The sequence below is a fragment of the Acinetobacter sp. YH16038 genome (genome assembly GCF_013417275.1).
Lineage (GTDB): Bacteria > Pseudomonadota > Gammaproteobacteria > Pseudomonadales > Moraxellaceae > Acinetobacter.
Genome location: NZ_VPEG01000004.1, coordinates 87673 through 105046 on the forward strand (window position 1 = coordinate 87673; position 17374 = coordinate 105046).

The window sequence follows — 17374 nt, forward strand, 5'->3', positions numbered from 1 at the left end:
TGAAGTTGCTTGAGAATTAAGCTTGAGTCGTTTCTAAGGCTTCACCTGCAATGATTCCCCCATCTTTACGGGTAATAACCACTGTAGCCGAACGAGGGCGAGAGCCTTTGCCTGTACTGATTAAATTTGCAGGCTGGTTTGATGGCCAAGTACCACCCGGATGCTGAACATTCACAAAAATTGCTTTGTAGTCTGGTGTCATGGTCACACCCGTAATTTCACAATCTGCTGGACCGACCAAGAAACGACGTAACTTGGAGTCATCTAGTTGAGTGCCAAGTGGTGTTTTCTGAGTACCGGCACCTGCAGTAGCTGTAACTACACTACCATCACCAATTTGACCTGGTAAAGCAGCCAGCATCATACAGTTCGTGGTATCTGTATAAGCACCATCATCGGTTTGAATCCACAGTACGCCACGTGGATCGAACCACATGCCATCTGGACTAGAGAAGTCATTGTCATCGGTCAAGCCTGACAGGTTAACCCCAGGAATCGAATCTGCTTCTGCACCAAACAGGAAAATATCCCAAGTGAAGCCAGTCGAGCTGACATCATCCTGATCTTCACGGAAGCGGATGATATGGCCGTTGATGTTACCGCGCAAGCGATTAGTCGTATCATCATCGTCCGAGTACTGACGTGGGTTGGCTGCATCAATGGCATGGCCGGTACCGCGTTGCGAGTTATTGGTTAAAGTTACATAAACTTCACCATTTTCAGGATTTACGGCAACCCATTCTGGACGGTCCATTTTGGTCGCGCCCGCTGCATCGGCAGCTAGACGTGCATGTACCAAGATATCGGCCTGATCTTTAAACTGATACTTTTCATAACTAGTAATTTTCGGGTTATTCATGGACAGTTCAAGCCATTCACCACGCGCTTCACCCGTAGCTTCATTAAAATCAAACTTGGCGACATAGAACTTACCGTGGTCCATGTATTTATCACCAGCTGCATAGCCACCATTGATATCACTTGGATTCCAATTGGTTGCTGATACAAACTTATAGATGTATTCGCCCTGAGAGTCATCACCCATATAGAATGCAAGTGGCTTACCTTCAATCGCACGGCTAACACGGCAATCTTCATGCGCAAAACGACCCAATGCGGTACGTTTTACTGGGCGACTGCGGTTATCGAATGGATCAATTTCCACGATCCAGCCAAAGGTATTGATTGTATTTCGATAATCTTCTTGAGCTGTGTTCGCTAAAGCAGCAGTGTTCCAACGGCTGAACATATCTACAGATGAAAGTGTTGGAGTTGTAATACTCTGCCAGTTATAACCACTTGCCTTATTGCTCACTTTATAGCGAGAGATGGCATGTTCAGTCATGGCGTCACGTACATCCCCAGCATCATCTTCTGTTTGACGCGCGATGTACTGATTAAAATTTTCTTCAGTGGTGAGGTAAGTACCCCACGGAGTATAACCATTACCACAATTATTAATCGTACCGCGTGTGATCAAGCCAGTTGGGCTAAATGCTGTCTGTACCAAGGCATGGTTTTTTACAGGGCCTCTAAATTCGATTTCACTTGCTGCAGTAATACGACGGTTAAATGGTGAGTCCAGATTCACACTAACAGCTTGAGTGACTGGGTCTTTTTTCAAATGAACAATTGAAACACCATGCGCGTATATTTCACGAAGCGCTTCATCTTCAGTAATATCTTTTGGATCAAAAGCATTGCCGCGAGGGTGCAGATCACCACGTTGCAAATATTCATGGTTCATGACCAACAGACCTTGATCAGATACTGTTGCATCATAATTTTGCTTAGCGGCATTCATACCGAAAAAGGTCATGCCGTCATGGTTATCACCAACACGACGCTCATATGAAATACCACTTGGAATATTGTTTTCATCCCAAACTGGCAGGCTTGAATTCAGAGGATCGCCTACAGCGTGCAAGATTTTGAAATCGTAGCCTTCAGGCACCGAAAATTGTTCTAAAGTATTTTTCTCGACTGCCTTAAATTTTAGCGAGCTTGGTTTCGCTGTTAAATCTGGTTCAGTTGATGGTGGAGTAGGATTGTCTGAGTTATTTGGTTCATCATCGTCATCACTACAACCGGTTAAAGAAGCTGCTAAAGTTAAGGCAACTGCACCACCAGCTGTTTTTTTGATCAATTCACGGCGGTTAATATTTTTTTGCAAAAGTTGAGTGAACTCTGCATTCCCCGAATTGTTGCTGTCATAATCATCATTAAAATCTAAATAATCTGTCATTTTTTCTGATCCTGGTGAAAGGCTTGCTTTTCATTAAGTCAGAAATAAATTAGACCTAAAGTATGACAAAATGGTTAAGTCTATATTTCAATAAAATTAAATAAATCAATATATTGGTTTAAATGTAAACAAAAAGACAGCCAAGGCTGCCTGAGTGAAATACATTCTTTTTGTTTTTGGGTTCTTGTTATTGTTGATCGGTTAAACGGCGTTTTTCGATCAGTTTTCCTGCCAGTAAACCCAGTTCAAACAGTAACCACATGGGGATGGCCAACATGATCATCGACAAGGCATCGGGTGGAGTCACGAACATAGCTACAAAGAAACAGCCAACGATAATAAAGCGGCGTTTTTCGACCAGCGTCTGGGTTGAAACCACTCCAATCAAGATCAGAACCAAGGTAATAATCGGGATTTCAAAGGTAAAACCAAAGACCAGAAACAGCTTTAAACAGAAGCTGAGATAACTGTTGATGTCGGTCATTGGGGCTACGGTTTCAGGCGAAACACTGATAAAAAAATGCAGAATCGAGGGCAATGTTACAAAGTATGCAAAGCTGATGCCAGTATAAAACAGCACGATACTGCCGATCAGAAGTGGTAAAGCCAGACTCTTTTCTTTGGCATACAGCGCCGGCTTAATAAAGGTCCAGAGCTGGTACAAGATGAACGGCATCGCGATCATCAGTGCCACAAAAAAGTTCAGCTTAAACGGTGCCATGAAGGTTGCCGTCACATCAGTGGCAATCATGGTCGAGCTTGCGGGTAGCTGTGCACGCAGCGGTTCAGACAGCCACTGGTAAGTCTGATTGGCAAAGGGTAATAAACAGAAAAACAGGCCAATCAGGACAGCAACTACTTTAAACAGATGCTTTCTTAATACCACCAAATGCTGGGTAATTGGCATCTCTTCAAGATTTACCACTGCAGCATCATTTGAGGCTGGTGTGGTCGGTAAGGATGTCATACAGCCACCTTCATTTCCGTATAGCGTTGTTCGGAAATCGCAGCTTGTGTTATTGCCGGTTTAGGTAGATACACAGGGGATACAGGCTCTACGATCGGCTGATAGCTGACCGATACCTGAACAGGCTGAGGCTTTGCTTTTGATTTCTCAGTTGCGATCGGCTGCTGTAAATCTGCCATTTGTGCCTGCATCTTGGCTTCGAGTTGCTGAATCCGCTGCATTTCAGCCTGCATTTGTTCGCGTAGCTCAGACAGACGTAATTCACGATCAAGATCATTCTGAACATTGCTCACCATACGCTTGATCTTGCCGTACCATGTTCCGACAAAACGTACTGCCTCAGGAAGTTTCTCTGGCCCAAGGACTAAAAGCGCAATAATCCCGAAAATCAGCAGCTCGGTCATTCCGATATTGAGCATAGCGAACTCTTAACTCTTGATCGAGGTTTCAGGGGTTTTGACTTGTGCCTCGATGATGCGTGGCTCTGCTAACTTGGCCTGTTCAGCTTCTTCATCTTTGACCGATTTTTTAAAGTCTTTAATTGCGCCGCCAACATCTTTACCCAGATTTTTCAGTTTCGATGTGCCAAACAATAAAATCACCACAATTGCAAAAATCAGCACATGCCAAATTGATAATCCTGCCATTATTTTATCCTCCATATTTCATGCACCTATCTCAGCAGGCTTGTATGACAATGCAGTGACGCTTTAATGACAGTTTGCCGACACAGCATCAGTGCGATGAATAGCTCATATCAAAAAATCTACGATTCGATTAAAACCATGCTGTGCTAGCATATGGCCTGATATAGAAATCCCAGCAGTACTGTCATGGCCTTGATTCTTCCGCTCCTGTCTTTTCTGACCGGTTATTGGGGCGTGCAATATTTAAAACCGATTCGGCCTTTCTTGGCGGCTTTACTGGCCCGGGTCCTGATTCCGGTGCTGATTATTTACAACATGGTGTTCTACCAGGAAGGCAGTTTGTGGCTGATCAGCTTTAGCTTCTTTTGTTCCTGCCTGTTTTTTGCCGTATTTTATTGCATCCTTAAAAATAAACTGCGTGCCTTATGTCTGAGCTATTTAAATGGTGCATGGCTGGGGATTCCTTTTACCTTGGCCGTTTTTGGTCCACAAGCGACCAGTACCGTGGTGGCGCTGTACATTGGTGGTTCTTTGTTTGGCAATGTCTGTGCAGTCATGGCAGTCAGTGAAGCCAGACAAGACGCGCGTTATATTTTAAAAAATGTATTGCTCTCACCGCCAGTGGTGGCTTTGTCGATGGCAGCTTTATTGTCATTTTGGGATTTGAGTCACTGGCAACAAGTGGCTTGGGTAGAGATGCTGTATCAAGCCAATAAAGTGCTGGTGACTTTTAGTGGCATGTGTGTGCTAGGAATGTGGCTAAGCAATGTACGGATCAGCCGCTTCGATTTAATGCGCAGTCTACAACTAATTTTTAGTCGGGGATTGTTTGCGGTGTTACTGTGTGGTGCAGCTTATTTTTATTTGCCGATTCCACAGTTTACTCTAACGTATGCCGTCATGCTGATGTTCTTTTTATTACCGCCAGCAGCCAATATTGTGGCACTGGAAACCCATTATCAGGGCACAGGTTATTCAGCGAAATATATTGCCTCAGGAACGATTGCGAGTGCAATTTTGATTGGGGTGTATGGGATGGTGGTACATGCGGTGGTGCCAACGTTATGAAAGTTCCCTCTCCTACAAGGAGAGGGTTAGGGAGAGGTAATTTACTATTTAAATCCCTCCCAACCTCCCTTTGAAAAAGGGAGGGGCTCCTTCTCCCCAAGGGTGAGGAAATGGCCTCCCTCTAACTCCCTCCTAAAAGGAGGGAGGACTCCTTTAGGAATTAGATTTATTTTTCCAAACTCGCCTTAAACAGTTTCATCGCCTGACCACGATGGCTGATTTTATTTTTTTCTTCCTTGCTCATTTCCGCACTCGCAATACCCAGTTCAGGTAACCAGAACAGCGGATCATAGCCAAAGCCATTTTCACCACGGGCTGCTTCCAAGATCTCACCTTTCCAGATGCCCTGGAAGATTTGTGGTAATGGGTCTTCGGCATGTTGAACTAAGGCCAGTACACACACAAACATGCCTTCAATCGGTTCACCGTCTTTACGCAGTGGTTTCAGGTCAGCCAGTAATTTTTCGTTGTTCGCTGCATCATCACCATGTTCACCCGCATAACGTGCAGAGTAAATTCCAGGTGCACCGCCCAGAACTGGTACACAAATCCCTGAATCATCAGCAATCGCAGGTTTGCCAGAAATACGTGAGGCATGACGTGCCTTGATAATGGCATTTTCAACAAAGCTCAAACCATCTTCAATTGCGTCTTCAATATTCAGCTGACCTTGAGGAATCACTTCAACCGGAAGTTTAAGCTCAGCAAACATCTTTTCGAATTCTGCAATCTTGCCCTTATTATTACTTGCCAATACCAGTGTGCCTTGGGAGAGCCAGTCAGTTGAAGTCATATTAATTACTCATCTTTCAAATTACATATATGTAGTGTAGCAACTTGCTGCAGTTTTTAGGCCATAAAAAAAAGCACCCGAAGGCGCTCTTTTGCAGATCCAGCTTATTGTGCCTGAATCCAACGGTCTGCACGATCACGTGCTTGACGGATCTGTTCCTGGGTCAAGTTGGCTGCCAATGCAGTTTTTTTGCCTTCAGATAAAGTAATCACTTTATTGTCCAGCATGCCGTCACGGGTAGAGAGTTCATACCACTGATAAGCACCCATATAGTTTTTCTTTTTCTCTTCCATCATCGCCAGGTTAAAGCTGGCACGATTATCACCGCGGCTGGCTGCTTTTTCAAAGTACTGGCGAGCCAGTGTTTCATCTTTCTTGGTGCCAATACCATCTGCCAGCATACGGCCAACATTCAGTTGAGCCACTGCCAGACCTTGATCTGCTGCTGCTTTATACCAGGCAAAAGCCTGACGTTCATCTTTCTGAATGTCTTTACCATACTGGTATTTTGTTGCTAAATAAAATTGTGCACCAGGCTGACCTGCTTTAGCCGCTTTAGTCAGACTATGAATGTCCATTACTGAATATTGCGCTGCTTGGCTGGCCACAGAAGGCGTTGGTGCAACGTAATCGGCATGGGCCTGCATGCCAAAAAGTCCAGCCAGTAGCGTCGTACTTAATAATAATTTTTTCATAGAGCGCTCACTCGATAAATTGCGACTTCACCAAACAGATTTGGGAGATGTTTGCTAAGCAAACTATCTTCTTGATTCCCATTCACAGCGAGTCGATTAATAATTTTGATGTTGTTTTCCGCGCATAATGCTTCAAAGTCACGGAAGGTACATAGGTGAATATTCGGGGTGTTATACCACATATAGGGTAAGGCTTCCGAAACCGGCATTTTCCCTTTTAATGCCAAGAAAGAACGAGTCTTCCAGTGCGCAAAGTTTGGAAAGGTAATAATGGCCTGTTTCCCTACACGCACCATGTCACGCAATAATACGTCTGGTGCATCTACAGCTTGCAAAGCTTGTGCCATCACCACATAGTCAAAAGACTGGTCAGCAAAACGGCTTAAACCGAGGTTTAAGTCCTGCTGGATGATATTTAACCCGCGACTGATCGCAATTGCAATCTTTTCTTGATCAATTTCTAATCCATATGCACGAATATTGTGCTTTTTGCTCATATGGGCCAGCAGTTCGCCATCACCACAACCGAGGTCGAGGATACGTGAACCGGGCTTGATCCATTTCTCAGCAAGTTGTTGGTCAATACGCATTACACAGCCTCCTTCGGTGTTGATCGCAGATGTTCTTCACCGCCTAGAAAGGCGCGCAAGGATTTTACATACAGGGGAATCGGGAACAGGAAGGAGTCATGGCCTTGTTCAGCATCAATATCGACATAGCTGACAGGCTTATGATTGGTAATGAGGGCATCCACGATTTCAACAGAACGTGAAGGCGAGAAACGCCAGTCAGTCGTGAAAGAAACTACCAGGAACTTACATTTGGTTTGTGCCATCGCTTTGACCAGTGACTGCTGATATTCACGTGAAGGATCAAAGTAGTCCAGTGCCTTGGTCATGATCAGGTAAGTGTTGGCATCAAAGTTACGGCTAAACTGTTCACCCTGATAACGCAGATAGCTTTCGACCTGGAATTCTACATCGAAGCCATACATGAATTTGCCAGATTTTAAATCACGGCCAAATTTCTGCTTCATGGCTTCTTCAGACAGATAGGTAATATGACCGACCATACGTGCCAGAATCAGGCCACGTTTTGGATAGCTGTCATTTTCCAGATAACGGCCATGATGGAAGTCTGGATCAGACAGAATGGACTGACGCGCGACTTCGTTAAAGGCAATATTTTGTGCAGACAGTTTCGGTGCACTAGCAATAATCACGCATTTTTGCAGACGGTCCGGATAATCTACCGACCATTGCAAGGCCTGCATGCCCCCGAGTGAGCCGCCAATGATGGAATACCACACATCAATCCCCAGACGGTCAGACAGCATCGCCTGTGTTTTTACCCAGTCACGCACAGTGACCAGCGGAAAGTCTGGACCATATGGACGGTTATCATTTTCGGGATTAGGAGAGGTAGGACCAGTAGAACCATTACAACCGCCGATATTATTCAGCGCCACCACAAAGAATTTATTGGTATCGATTGCCTTGCCCGGGCCAATACAGGCATCCCACCAGCCTGGTTTTTTATCATCTTCATGATGATAACCGGCAGCATGGTGATGGCCAGACAGGGCATGGCAGATCAAAATGGCATTGGACTTATCGGCATTCAGTTCGCCATAAGTTTCTACCATCAGTTCAAAACGTGGGAGGATGCGACCGCATTCAAGCTCTAACGGCTGTTCGAATTGGAACTTTTGTGGGACAACAAGGCCCACTGAGTCAGCTGGAAAAGACACGGGAATGATTCGCCTTAAATCTTTAGTATGAATAAATAAAAGGATACCATTTGCAAGTATCCTTCTAAAGTCTTTTTAATGCTATGAATTATTGCTAATTCAAATACCGGGTTTAGACGGCAGCAGCAATCACCTGTTCAGTGCTTAACACATCCTGGTCGATCAGGCGGTTGGTACATGCGATAATCGCTTCAATTGAAGAGGTCACGATGTTGTCATGTACACCAGCACCAAAGGCAGATTTACCTGTGCCTTTTACTTGAAGTTCAACCAATGCCAAGGCTTTGGCATGTGCACCTGAGCTGATGCTACGTTCTTCATAGTTCAAGACATCGATTGGCAATTGTAAAGCATCCAAGATTGCAGAGATCGGACCGTTACCTTCACCACGTAAGTGCTGGGTTTCACCATTGACTTCAATATCCAGCTCAATGACCTGATTGCCATTTTCATCTGACAATTTGTAGTTTTTGGCAGAGTAATGAGCATCTTTCGCGGCAACATACGTCTCTTTGAACAAGCTCCAGATCGCTTGTGCTGAAATCTCAGTACCATCTTCATCAGTTTTTTGCTGCACGATTTGCGAGAATTCGATCTGTAAACGACGTGGCAAGGTCACGTTGTAGTTCGATTCTAACAAGTAAGCGATACCGCCTTTACCAGACTGTGAGTTCACGCGAATGACAGCGTCATAGTCACGGCCCAAGTCTTTCGGATCGATCGGCAAGTATGGCATATCCCAGATTTCTTCGTTTTTCTGGAATTCGAAACCTTTTTTGATGGCATCCTGGTGTGAACCAGAGAATGCTGTGAACACCAAGTCACCCGCATATGGATGACGTGGGTGGACTGGCAAGCCCGTACATTCTTCAACAGTTGCAATGATTTCGTTGATATTCGAGAAATCCAAGTTTGGTGCAACACCCTGGGTATACATGTTCAAGGCAATTGCTGCTACGTCCACGTTACCGGTACGCTCACCATTACCGAATACACAACCTTCAACACGGTCAGCACCGGCCATAATTGCTAATTCAGACGCTGCGATCCCACAGCCACGGTCATTATGGCAGTGAACTGAAATGATCACGCCCTCACGACGCTCGATGTTACGGTGCATCCATTCCACCTGATCGGCATATACGTTTGGTGTAGAGACTTCGACAGTGGCTGGCAAGTTCAAGATCACTTTGTTTTCTGGAGATGCTTCCCAGATTTCAGTCACAGCGTCGCAGACATCTTTGGCAACTTCTAATTCAGTTGCAGAGAAACATTCAGGACTGTACTGGAAGACAAATTCAGTTTCAGGCTGTTTTGCTGCGTATTCTTTCACTTTTTGCGCTGCATTTATCGCTAACTGTTTTGCACCTTCAACGTCTACGTTCAACACTTTTTGACGGAAGGTTGGAGAGTTAGAGTTGTAGATATGCACGATTGCGCGTTTCGCACCTTGTAAAGATTCAAAAGTACGTGCAATTAAATGGTCACGTGCCTGAACCAATACTTCGATGTAGACGTCATCCGGAATATGACCTTCTTCAATCAATTTACGAGTGAAGTCGAAATCAATTTGAGAGGCAGACGGGAAGCCGATTTCAATATGTTTGAAACCGATTTTTACCAACATCTGGAACATTTTGAACTTCTGCTCAATGTTCATTGGCTCGAAGATCGCCTGGTTACCATCACGCAGGTCAGTACTCATCCAGATTGGCGCTTTAGTAATTTCATTATTCGGCCATTGACGGTCTGGTAAGTCCACACGTTGATACATGCGACGGTATTTTTTACTTGGATCAGCCAACATCATGAGAGAGCTCCTTAGGTAGCCTGGCATACTTGCTTGGTGTAGCAGTTGCTCGGTCTACAGCATAGATTTTGTCTATATATTCGTTTACAGGCAGGTGAGGGTAAATTAGATCAATCCTGTCTTTTTTAAGTTTTGATCATCAGGATCAACCAGACACCTGCATGGTGAACCTATAATTAAATTTTAGTCCAGAAAACGTGAAAAGTTTTTGCTTTTTCTATGGATTTTAGTCGTATCTTAAAAAAGATTTTCTTATAAAGTTATTAATTGGAAAAATATTTCTATAATCTATTTTAATTTTGTTGGATTTTCCTGTAATTAAGCGATAAGGCTAAAATATTTCTTTATATAATAGCTTTGTTGGAAGTTCTTAAGCAATGCATACATGAAATCTTTCATATCAAAAAATAAAGGCTAGTTTGATGAATCCAGACTAGCCCTTAATATCATGAAGATTGCTCAGATCAGTATTTAAAATGCAGGCCTAAAACGGCACTGATGCCTTCTGCTTCAGTGGCATAGTGGGAAGAATAGGCTTTGGTAAAATAACGTGTATCGGACAGGTTATTGATATTTAGCTGTAGATCCACATTGGGGTTCACCTGATAACGTGCCATGGCATCGTAACGCACATAACCGGGAATAAATTTGGTATTGGCGGCATTGCCATAAACTTTATCCATTGCCACAGCACCGGTACCCAATGTTAGTTGAGGTATGACCTGATAGGTCATCCATAGAGTTGCACTGTTTTCTGCTACGTTCTGAACCTGATTGCCATTGTTTGTGCTTGGAACATAAACCGGTTCGGCCGTGGTTCCAATATTTTCAAAGCCACCATCAATCAGTTCACTATCCAAATAGGTATAGCCTGCGGAAATTGCCCATTTCTCGGTGACATTTCCATTGATACCCAGCTCAATCCCATCGACACGGGTCTCACCGATATTACGGGTACTGCCATCAGCATCGGTGGCGCGGGTATTGGTTTTTTTAGTACGGAAAATGGCTGTCGTCAGATTCAGTTTATCTTCCAGAAGATCCCATTTAGTTCCCAGTTCCATGGTGCGGACTTTTTCAGCTTTTAGATTTTCAATAGCTGCGCTAATACTTTCAGAGCCATCACCGCCATCGATACCGACCGGATTCGAGGAAGTGGCATAGCTGATATAAATACTGCCATTTTCTCTTGGCTTAAAGACCAGACCCGCCTGATAATTAAAAAAGTCTTCTTCATTTTCGAGGGTCAGCTGATCACCTGGAACGGCGGTAATCGGTGTATTGTTTGCACCTGTCACCGCATTATTGAATCGTCCATAGGTCAAGGTTTGCTGAGTTTTGTAATCATCCCAACGTATACCCAGATCCAGAATCCATTGCGGATGCAATTCGATACTGTCCAGTAAGTAGATCGATTTTGATTTGGTCTCGATATCATAACGGTCCGCACCATCTGTATTAAGTGTCCCCGTCCACGCACCCCGGTCTGGATTGTCTACAGAAGTACACCAACCTAAGGCCACATTGGCAGAAGTACCACAGGCCGCAAAAGAGCTTCCAGTAGCATTCAGACCATTAATAATATATTGGGTACGTTCGGTATCCTGATCTGAATATTCTGCACCCAGGTTAAAGCTGTGCTGAATAGCACCAGTATTAAATTTGCCTGTTAAAGCCAGTAGGTCAGTAAAGGTATCGGTATCTGAGATACGTGAATTGGCCCGCGCCCAGACATTGTCATTCAAAATGAAGTTCCCGCGTGAATCATCGGGGTTGGTCCAAAGATAGTCATTTTTGGAACGGTTAAATACTGCCGTATTACTCAGGGTCAGATTGTCATTCAAATCATGTTCTAATTTTAAAGTACCAATCTGGTTTTCCTGTTTCTGGAAATCACGATCTTTCCAGCCATAGTATTGACCAGCTTTGACATCAATTGGTTTACCATTGCCATTTAAAGCGGCATTGGCATTGCTCGCTGCAAATGGATTGTTATAGGGAACGCCGGAGTCTGGAATATCATCAGTTTTCAGATAGTAATAACTTAAAGTTCCACGCGTTGCGCTGTCCAGGCCAAAACTGAAGCTGGGTGCAATACCAGCACGTTTATATTCAGCACCGTCATGTTGACCCGCTTTTTCATTCTGGTGGCCCATGACCGCGATACGAGCCGCCATGCCATTGCCGAAGTCCTTGTTAGCATCCAAAGTGATACGGGCATACATATCTGTACCACCCGCAACAGAGCCTTCCAGCGCATCTCCCTTTTTCGCCACTTTGGAGATCATATTAATACTGCCACCCGTAGTGCCCGCACCGCCCATGGCAGAAGCAGAACCTTTGGTAACTTCGACCTGCTCAATGGCAAACATTTCCCGGTTTTGTGAAGTCGAATTTCGTACGCCATCGACGTACATCGAACTTTCCGAGTTATAGCCTCGAATAAAAGGCCGGTCCCCATTCGGATTGCCGCCTTCACCTGCGCCTAAAGTAATACCTGGTACGGTACGCAAAGCATCAGCCAGCGTAGTGACCTGCGTATCTTCAATCAGTTGTTGGGGAATCACGACCACAGATTTTGGCGTGTCCAGGAGTGGCGCAACAAACTTGCTATTGGCTGACTGATCGACTTTTAGACCCGGCACGGGTTCAGCTTGTACTTCCTGATGAATGGTCTCAAGCTCCACCACATTTTCCTGTGCAATCGTGTGTGCAGATGCAAAAGAAAGGGAAGAAACGATGGCTGAAGAAACTATTTTTTTACGAGATTTTATATAACTCATAATCATTCTTTTTTATTTTTAAGTTTGGATTCGCAAATAATAATTATTATTGTTATCGTTGCTATCCTTCTTGCATTGATATTGGCAATGAACAAAATTTAATCAATTTAAAAAATAGATAGACTAGAGTGCGAACTGAGAATTAAAACCATGTTTTTAATATAGATTGATTAAATATGGATCTTATTTGGTTTTTATTGATAATAGCTATTGATAGATAAAGCTGTGTTGAATTGCCTTTAAAGACGCTTCAAGGAGTTAAGGGTAAGATATTTAACTAATTTATTTTTCATTTTTATTTTCAATTAAATCCTAATTAATCAATTCCCCTAATAGACAGCTCGGTTGAATATCTGCCACGGTCGCTGTTCCCATTAAGGCCATGGTAATCTCAAATTCTTCTTTCAGGATTTTGATCACATGCGCTACGCCCAAAGCTCCGGCAGTCGCCAGACCATAAATATAAGGACGGCCAATCAGGACAGCAGAAGCACCTAAGGCAATAGCCTTGAATACATCCGATCCACGACGGATGCCACCATCATAGAGCAGAGGAAAATCTGCTGGCACCACCTTTTTAATTAGCTGCAAGGCAATGAGAGGAGAAATGCAGGTATCCAGCACGCGACCGCCATGATTGGAAATGATCAGGCCTTTTACGCCATGCTGAATCGCCAGCTGGGCATCCTGAGGATGCACAATGCCTTTCAGAATCACGGGTAAGTGAGTCTGCTGTACCATCCAGGCTATGTCTTCCCATGTCGGGGCAATTTTCATCAGCCCATGAAAGACCGGATGATCACCTTCTTTTAATTCTGGCAGGGGAATATGTGCTGGTGTATGCGGGTGCTGCATGTCTTTCGGTAAATGGAAAAAAGCACAACGTTCACGATCACGGATGCCGGTATGTGGTGAATCCACGGTAATCACCAGCGCCGTGTAATGATGTGCTTCAGCCATTTTGATCAAAGCTAAAGATTTTTCCCGATCCCCTTGCCAATACAGCTGAAACCATTTGCGTGGATTGTCCTGTTTCAATGCGCGCATATCGGTATTGGTAAACGTACTGAGAATCATATTGCTGCCCATCACTTCTGCCGCAAGTGCAGAAGCGGCTTCGGCTTCAGGATGAAACTGCTGCTGATGTCCAATCGGTGCCAAAAAAATCGGATGCGGAAATTTCTGTCCGAACATTTCAAGTTCAGTACTGCCTTGGGTCAGATCTTTCAGCATACGTGGCAGAAGCTGAATATCCTGAAACTGCTGTAAATTATCCTGGACACTGATTTCATCCATGGAGCCACCTTGCAGATAGTTCCAGACCATACTGGAGAGATGTTTTTCTGCTTCGACCTCATAATCGGCGATGGTTTGTAGGTAGGCCGGGATCTGGGTTAATGGCGCCATTGGTTCACGTGACATTATAAATCACCCCATTGACGAATCAGGTTGTGATAATGATGGGTCAGTTGTAGGACTTCTTCAGTATCGCCAATCTGCTGGCGTAGTTTGATAATGGTCATGTCCAGATCAAACAACATACTGCGTTTAGCATCTTCACGGATCATACTTTGAATCCAGGTTACGGCAGCAATACGTTTGCCTTGAGTTACTGGTTCAACCCGATGCAGGCTGGTCGATGGATAAACAATCACATCACCCGCATCCAGCTTGACTTCATGGCAGCCATACTGGTCTTCAACGACCAGCTCACCACCTTCATATTCATCGATTTCAGATAAGAATAAAGTTAGTGACACATCGGTACGAATGGCCTGTCCGAGTAGAGGAGAGTAATGAATGGCATTATCGACATGATTGCCATAGGTACCAGAATCCTGATAGCAGTTAAACAGGGGCGGCAGGATATGTTTCGGTAGGGCAGCAGAGGTAATTAAATGATGACTTTTAAGCGCTTGTAAAATGATAGGGCTAATCTGCTGATACAGGACAGAAGAAGAATCCAGCTGCAGGTTCCTTTTGATTTTCTGTGCCTGACTCCCGGCGCTGAGTTGCCCATTCATCCAGTGTTCTGAACGATCTAGTTGTTGTCTCAGTTCGGCAACTTGTGCTTTGCTTAATACTGCCGGGATATGTAACATCATTTTAAAAGCATTCCTGCAATTGAAAATATCGTGCATTCAAGAGAATACACGATATTGATAGATAGAGATAAAAGCTGAATTAAAATTTATAGTTCAGGGTTAAAGCTGCTGAACGTGGTTGGCCTAAGATCACACGGCCACCTCCATTATTCAGCGTGCTGATGTACTCTTTATCTGCCAGATTATAAACATTCAGGTTTAAGGAAGTTTGGTCATTAAAGGTATAACCGACCATAGCATCAAATACCACATAGCTTGGAATACTTGGCATATTCGCTGCTGCAGTACTATCGGTAATCACACGTTTTTGCTCATCCACATAACGTGCGCCCAAGCCCAGTTTTAAACCAGCAATGTTATAGGTCGTCCATAAAGAAGCGGTCCATTCAGGTGACCAGCGTACACTATTGGTCTGGGTCACTACACCCGTGTTGGAGTTGACACTGAACTGGTGTTTTTGCTCGGTTTTCATATGGGCAACACCTGCTGAAATATTCCAGGCATCAGTAATTTTACCGACAGCACCCAATTCGATTCCTTTAACTGTAGTTTTACCTTCCTGAACAGACTCTCGGGTAATCGGATCTTGGGTAAACTGGTTTTCATTTTCGGTGTAGTATGCCGCAGCATTTAAAGCCAGATCACCCTCTAGCAGATCCCATTTGGTGCCAATTTCATAATGATGAGTTTCTTGAGGGTCTGCGGCTGAGCTGTTTATTCCTGTGGATGAAAGGCTAAAGTTACTGCTACCCGGCGGTGTCAGGGATTTGGCATAAGATGCATAGACACTGCTGTAGGCGGTTGGCTTATATAAACCACCGAGCTTCCAGCTGAATAAAGTGTCATGGGCTTTTAAATCTGTTTTGGTTTCAGTCACTGCTAGTGTCGTACTGTCGGTTGAGTAACCCAGCGCATCGTAATTAGTATCGTAATAATCGACACGGACGCCACCATTAAGTTGAAAACGTTCGCCAAACTTGAGCGTATCGAAAAGATAAGCAGCCGCCGTTTGGGTTTCACCATCCGAATAAGCGCCCGTATACACAGGATCAGGCAGATTCTGGTGACGGTCAGGATGATATAGATTCGCGGGTGGTGTGGTGTTGCTTGGCTGTCCCGGCATTTGTGTGGCCAGTGTTCTGGAATGTTGCTGCTCTTTTAATAGTTCTACACCAGCGACCAGATCATGCTCCACTGAACCGGTTTTGACATTCCAGTTCACCGTGCTCTGATTAGCCAGAATTTTATTTTCCTGATCGACACCCTGGCGTGAACGGCTTACTGTCCAGTCTTGAGGATTGGTAGAGTCATTTCTTGAAAGGCTATTAATCCCCGTCAAAGTACGCTGCATATGGGTATTACCCAGACGGGTAATATTGGTAAATTTCAGATTTTCAGCCCAGTCACTTTCGATTTTTGCTGTATACATGTCAGCATCAACATCTTCATGGTCATCGGTATGGCCATAATAATTTTCACGGTCTACTTTAGGTGAACTGGCAATCAGTGGGTCAGCATTCCAGAAACCTTTCATGCCAATCGTTGGAATACCGCCATCCGGAATGTTACGTTGGCGGATATGCTGGGAATAAAGATACAGGCGAGTATCACTATCCAGACCAAAGGCGATAGAAGGGGCAACAGCCCAGCCTTGATTCTGGATAAAGTCGCGGCCTTCTACACCGCCATCTTGACCCATTGCATTTAAACGGACAGCAACGCTGTCATTGATCGCCTGATTAATGTCAGTGGCAAGACGCGTATGTTCAGCCGTATTGTAGGTGGCAGAGACTTCACGACTGTTTTCCAAATGAGGCAATTTGCTGACCAGATTCACATAACCAGACGCCGTACCACGCCCACCTTCGGCACCCGCAGGGCCTTTTACGACTTCCACCTGTTCCAGGTTAAACACATCACGACTTACAGCGCCGAGGTCACGAATGCCATCCAGATAGGTGGAGCTTTGAGTTGAAAAGCCGCGCATCTGGAAGGCATCGCCAGCACTGGTATTCCCATTCTCACCGAGTTGTAGGGTAATTCCTGGCGTATTACGTAAGGCTTCAACCAGGGTGGTTGCACCTTGTTCTTTTAATAAGTTTTTGTTGATAATCGAAACAGTCTGAGGCGTATCTACTAAAGCTTGGCTAGATTTAGCAGAACTCAATTGATCTACTTTATATTCATTTGCAGTTTTATTCTTAACTGTAATTTCTGGAAGCTGAATAACGCCTTCATTGGTGATGTTATCTGCATGAGTGATCAGTGGCAAAGTTGCAGCAAGTGCGACCAATGAAGTCTTGTAATGATGTTTTCGGCTTTTGATATGCGCCATGTGACAGAATTCCTGAATTGAATAATATTTCCCTTACCACCTTGATATGCTCGAGTTCATCAAATAGCAGCAATTATGGAGTTATTGTTATGGCCTTTAACAATTTTGCGAATTGTAGTGATAATAATTATCATTAACAATATTTAATTAAATCATTCTTATGAATTTATGGATGA

The 17374-nt window shown here is 44.2% G+C and carries 14 protein-coding genes; 1 reads left to right on the forward strand and 13 read right to left on the reverse strand.

Going from position 1 to position 17374, the window contains the following annotated elements:
• Nucleotides 1-16: 16 nt before the first annotated feature.
• The 4 genes from FTV34_RS01910 to FTV34_RS01925 form a co-directional block, all read right to left on the reverse strand.
• The gene (locus tag FTV34_RS01910) at nucleotides 17-2245 is read right to left on the reverse strand and encodes a PhoX family phosphatase (protein WP_180068624.1); all 2229 of its coding nucleotides are present in this window, start codon (nucleotides 2243-2245) and stop codon (nucleotides 17-19) included.
• Between the two features lie 187 nt (nucleotides 2246-2432).
• Nucleotides 2433-3212 carry a twin-arginine translocase subunit TatC gene (tatC, locus tag FTV34_RS01915; protein ID WP_179992407.1) on the reverse strand — a complete coding sequence of 260 codons (780 nt, stop codon included), beginning with the start codon at nucleotides 3210-3212 and terminating at the stop codon, nucleotides 2433-2435.
• Nucleotides 3209-3631: a Sec-independent protein translocase protein TatB gene (gene tatB / locus FTV34_RS01920; protein WP_179992406.1), complete on the reverse strand. Its 423-nt coding sequence runs from the start codon at nucleotides 3629-3631 to the stop codon at nucleotides 3209-3211. The genes tatC and tatB overlap by 4 nt, the downstream gene beginning before the upstream one ends.
• A 9-nt stretch (nucleotides 3632-3640) precedes the next feature.
• The gene (locus FTV34_RS01925; RefSeq protein WP_159123604.1) at nucleotides 3641-3859 is read right to left on the reverse strand and encodes a Sec-independent protein translocase subunit TatA; all 219 of its coding nucleotides are present in this window, start codon (nucleotides 3857-3859) and stop codon (nucleotides 3641-3643) included.
• A gap of 186 nt (nucleotides 3860-4045) precedes the next feature.
• On the opposite strand from FTV34_RS01925, the gene FTV34_RS01930 reads away from it, so the two are divergent.
• Nucleotides 4046-4927, forward strand: a complete 882-nt coding sequence (locus FTV34_RS01930) for a permease (RefSeq protein WP_180068626.1) — start codon at nucleotides 4046-4048, stop codon at nucleotides 4925-4927.
• A gap of 166 nt (nucleotides 4928-5093) precedes the next feature.
• Here FTV34_RS01930 and rdgB read toward each other — a convergent pair whose 3' ends face one another.
• The 9 genes from rdgB to FTV34_RS01975 all read right to left on the reverse strand — a co-directional run bounded on the left by rdgB (nucleotide 5094) and on the right by FTV34_RS01975 (nucleotide 17198).
• Nucleotides 5094-5720, reverse strand: a complete 627-nt coding sequence (rdgB, locus tag FTV34_RS01935; RefSeq protein ID WP_180032206.1) for an RdgB/HAM1 family non-canonical purine NTP pyrophosphatase — start codon at nucleotides 5718-5720, stop codon at nucleotides 5094-5096.
• Between the two features lie 104 nt (nucleotides 5721-5824).
• The gene (locus FTV34_RS01940; protein ID WP_166136288.1) at nucleotides 5825-6415 is read right to left on the reverse strand and encodes a tetratricopeptide repeat protein; all 591 of its coding nucleotides are present in this window, start codon (nucleotides 6413-6415) and stop codon (nucleotides 5825-5827) included.
• Nucleotides 6412-7005 carry a methionine biosynthesis protein MetW gene (metW, locus tag FTV34_RS01945; protein WP_004781976.1) on the reverse strand — a complete coding sequence of 198 codons (594 nt, stop codon included), beginning with the start codon at nucleotides 7003-7005 and terminating at the stop codon, nucleotides 6412-6414. The genes FTV34_RS01940 and metW overlap by 4 nt, the downstream gene beginning before the upstream one ends.
• Nucleotides 7005-8165, reverse strand: coding sequence for a homoserine O-acetyltransferase (locus FTV34_RS01950; RefSeq protein ID WP_034704397.1), 1161 nt, complete (start codon nucleotides 8163-8165; stop codon nucleotides 7005-7007). The genes metW and FTV34_RS01950 overlap by 1 nt, the downstream gene beginning before the upstream one ends.
• A gap of 112 nt (nucleotides 8166-8277) precedes the next feature.
• Nucleotides 8278-9975, reverse strand: a complete 1698-nt coding sequence (gene leuA, locus FTV34_RS01955; protein ID WP_180068628.1) for a 2-isopropylmalate synthase — start codon at nucleotides 9973-9975, stop codon at nucleotides 8278-8280.
• A 464-nt stretch (nucleotides 9976-10439) separates the two neighbouring features.
• On the reverse strand, nucleotides 10440-12758 hold the full coding sequence (locus FTV34_RS01960) for a TonB-dependent siderophore receptor (protein ID WP_180068630.1): 2319 nt from the start codon (nucleotides 12756-12758) through the stop codon (nucleotides 10440-10442).
• 312 nt (nucleotides 12759-13070) lie between these two features.
• Nucleotides 13071-14180, reverse strand: coding sequence for an alpha-hydroxy acid oxidase (locus FTV34_RS01965; protein ID WP_180068632.1), 1110 nt, complete (start codon nucleotides 14178-14180; stop codon nucleotides 13071-13073).
• Nucleotides 14180-14863, reverse strand: coding sequence for a Fe2+-dependent dioxygenase (locus FTV34_RS01970; protein WP_180068634.1), 684 nt, complete (start codon nucleotides 14861-14863; stop codon nucleotides 14180-14182). The genes FTV34_RS01965 and FTV34_RS01970 overlap by 1 nt, the downstream gene beginning before the upstream one ends.
• Before the next feature lie 79 nt (nucleotides 14864-14942).
• Nucleotides 14943-17198, reverse strand: a complete 2256-nt coding sequence (locus tag FTV34_RS01975; protein ID WP_180068636.1) for a catecholate siderophore receptor Fiu — start codon at nucleotides 17196-17198, stop codon at nucleotides 14943-14945.
• Nucleotides 17199-17374 lie beyond the last annotated feature (176 nt).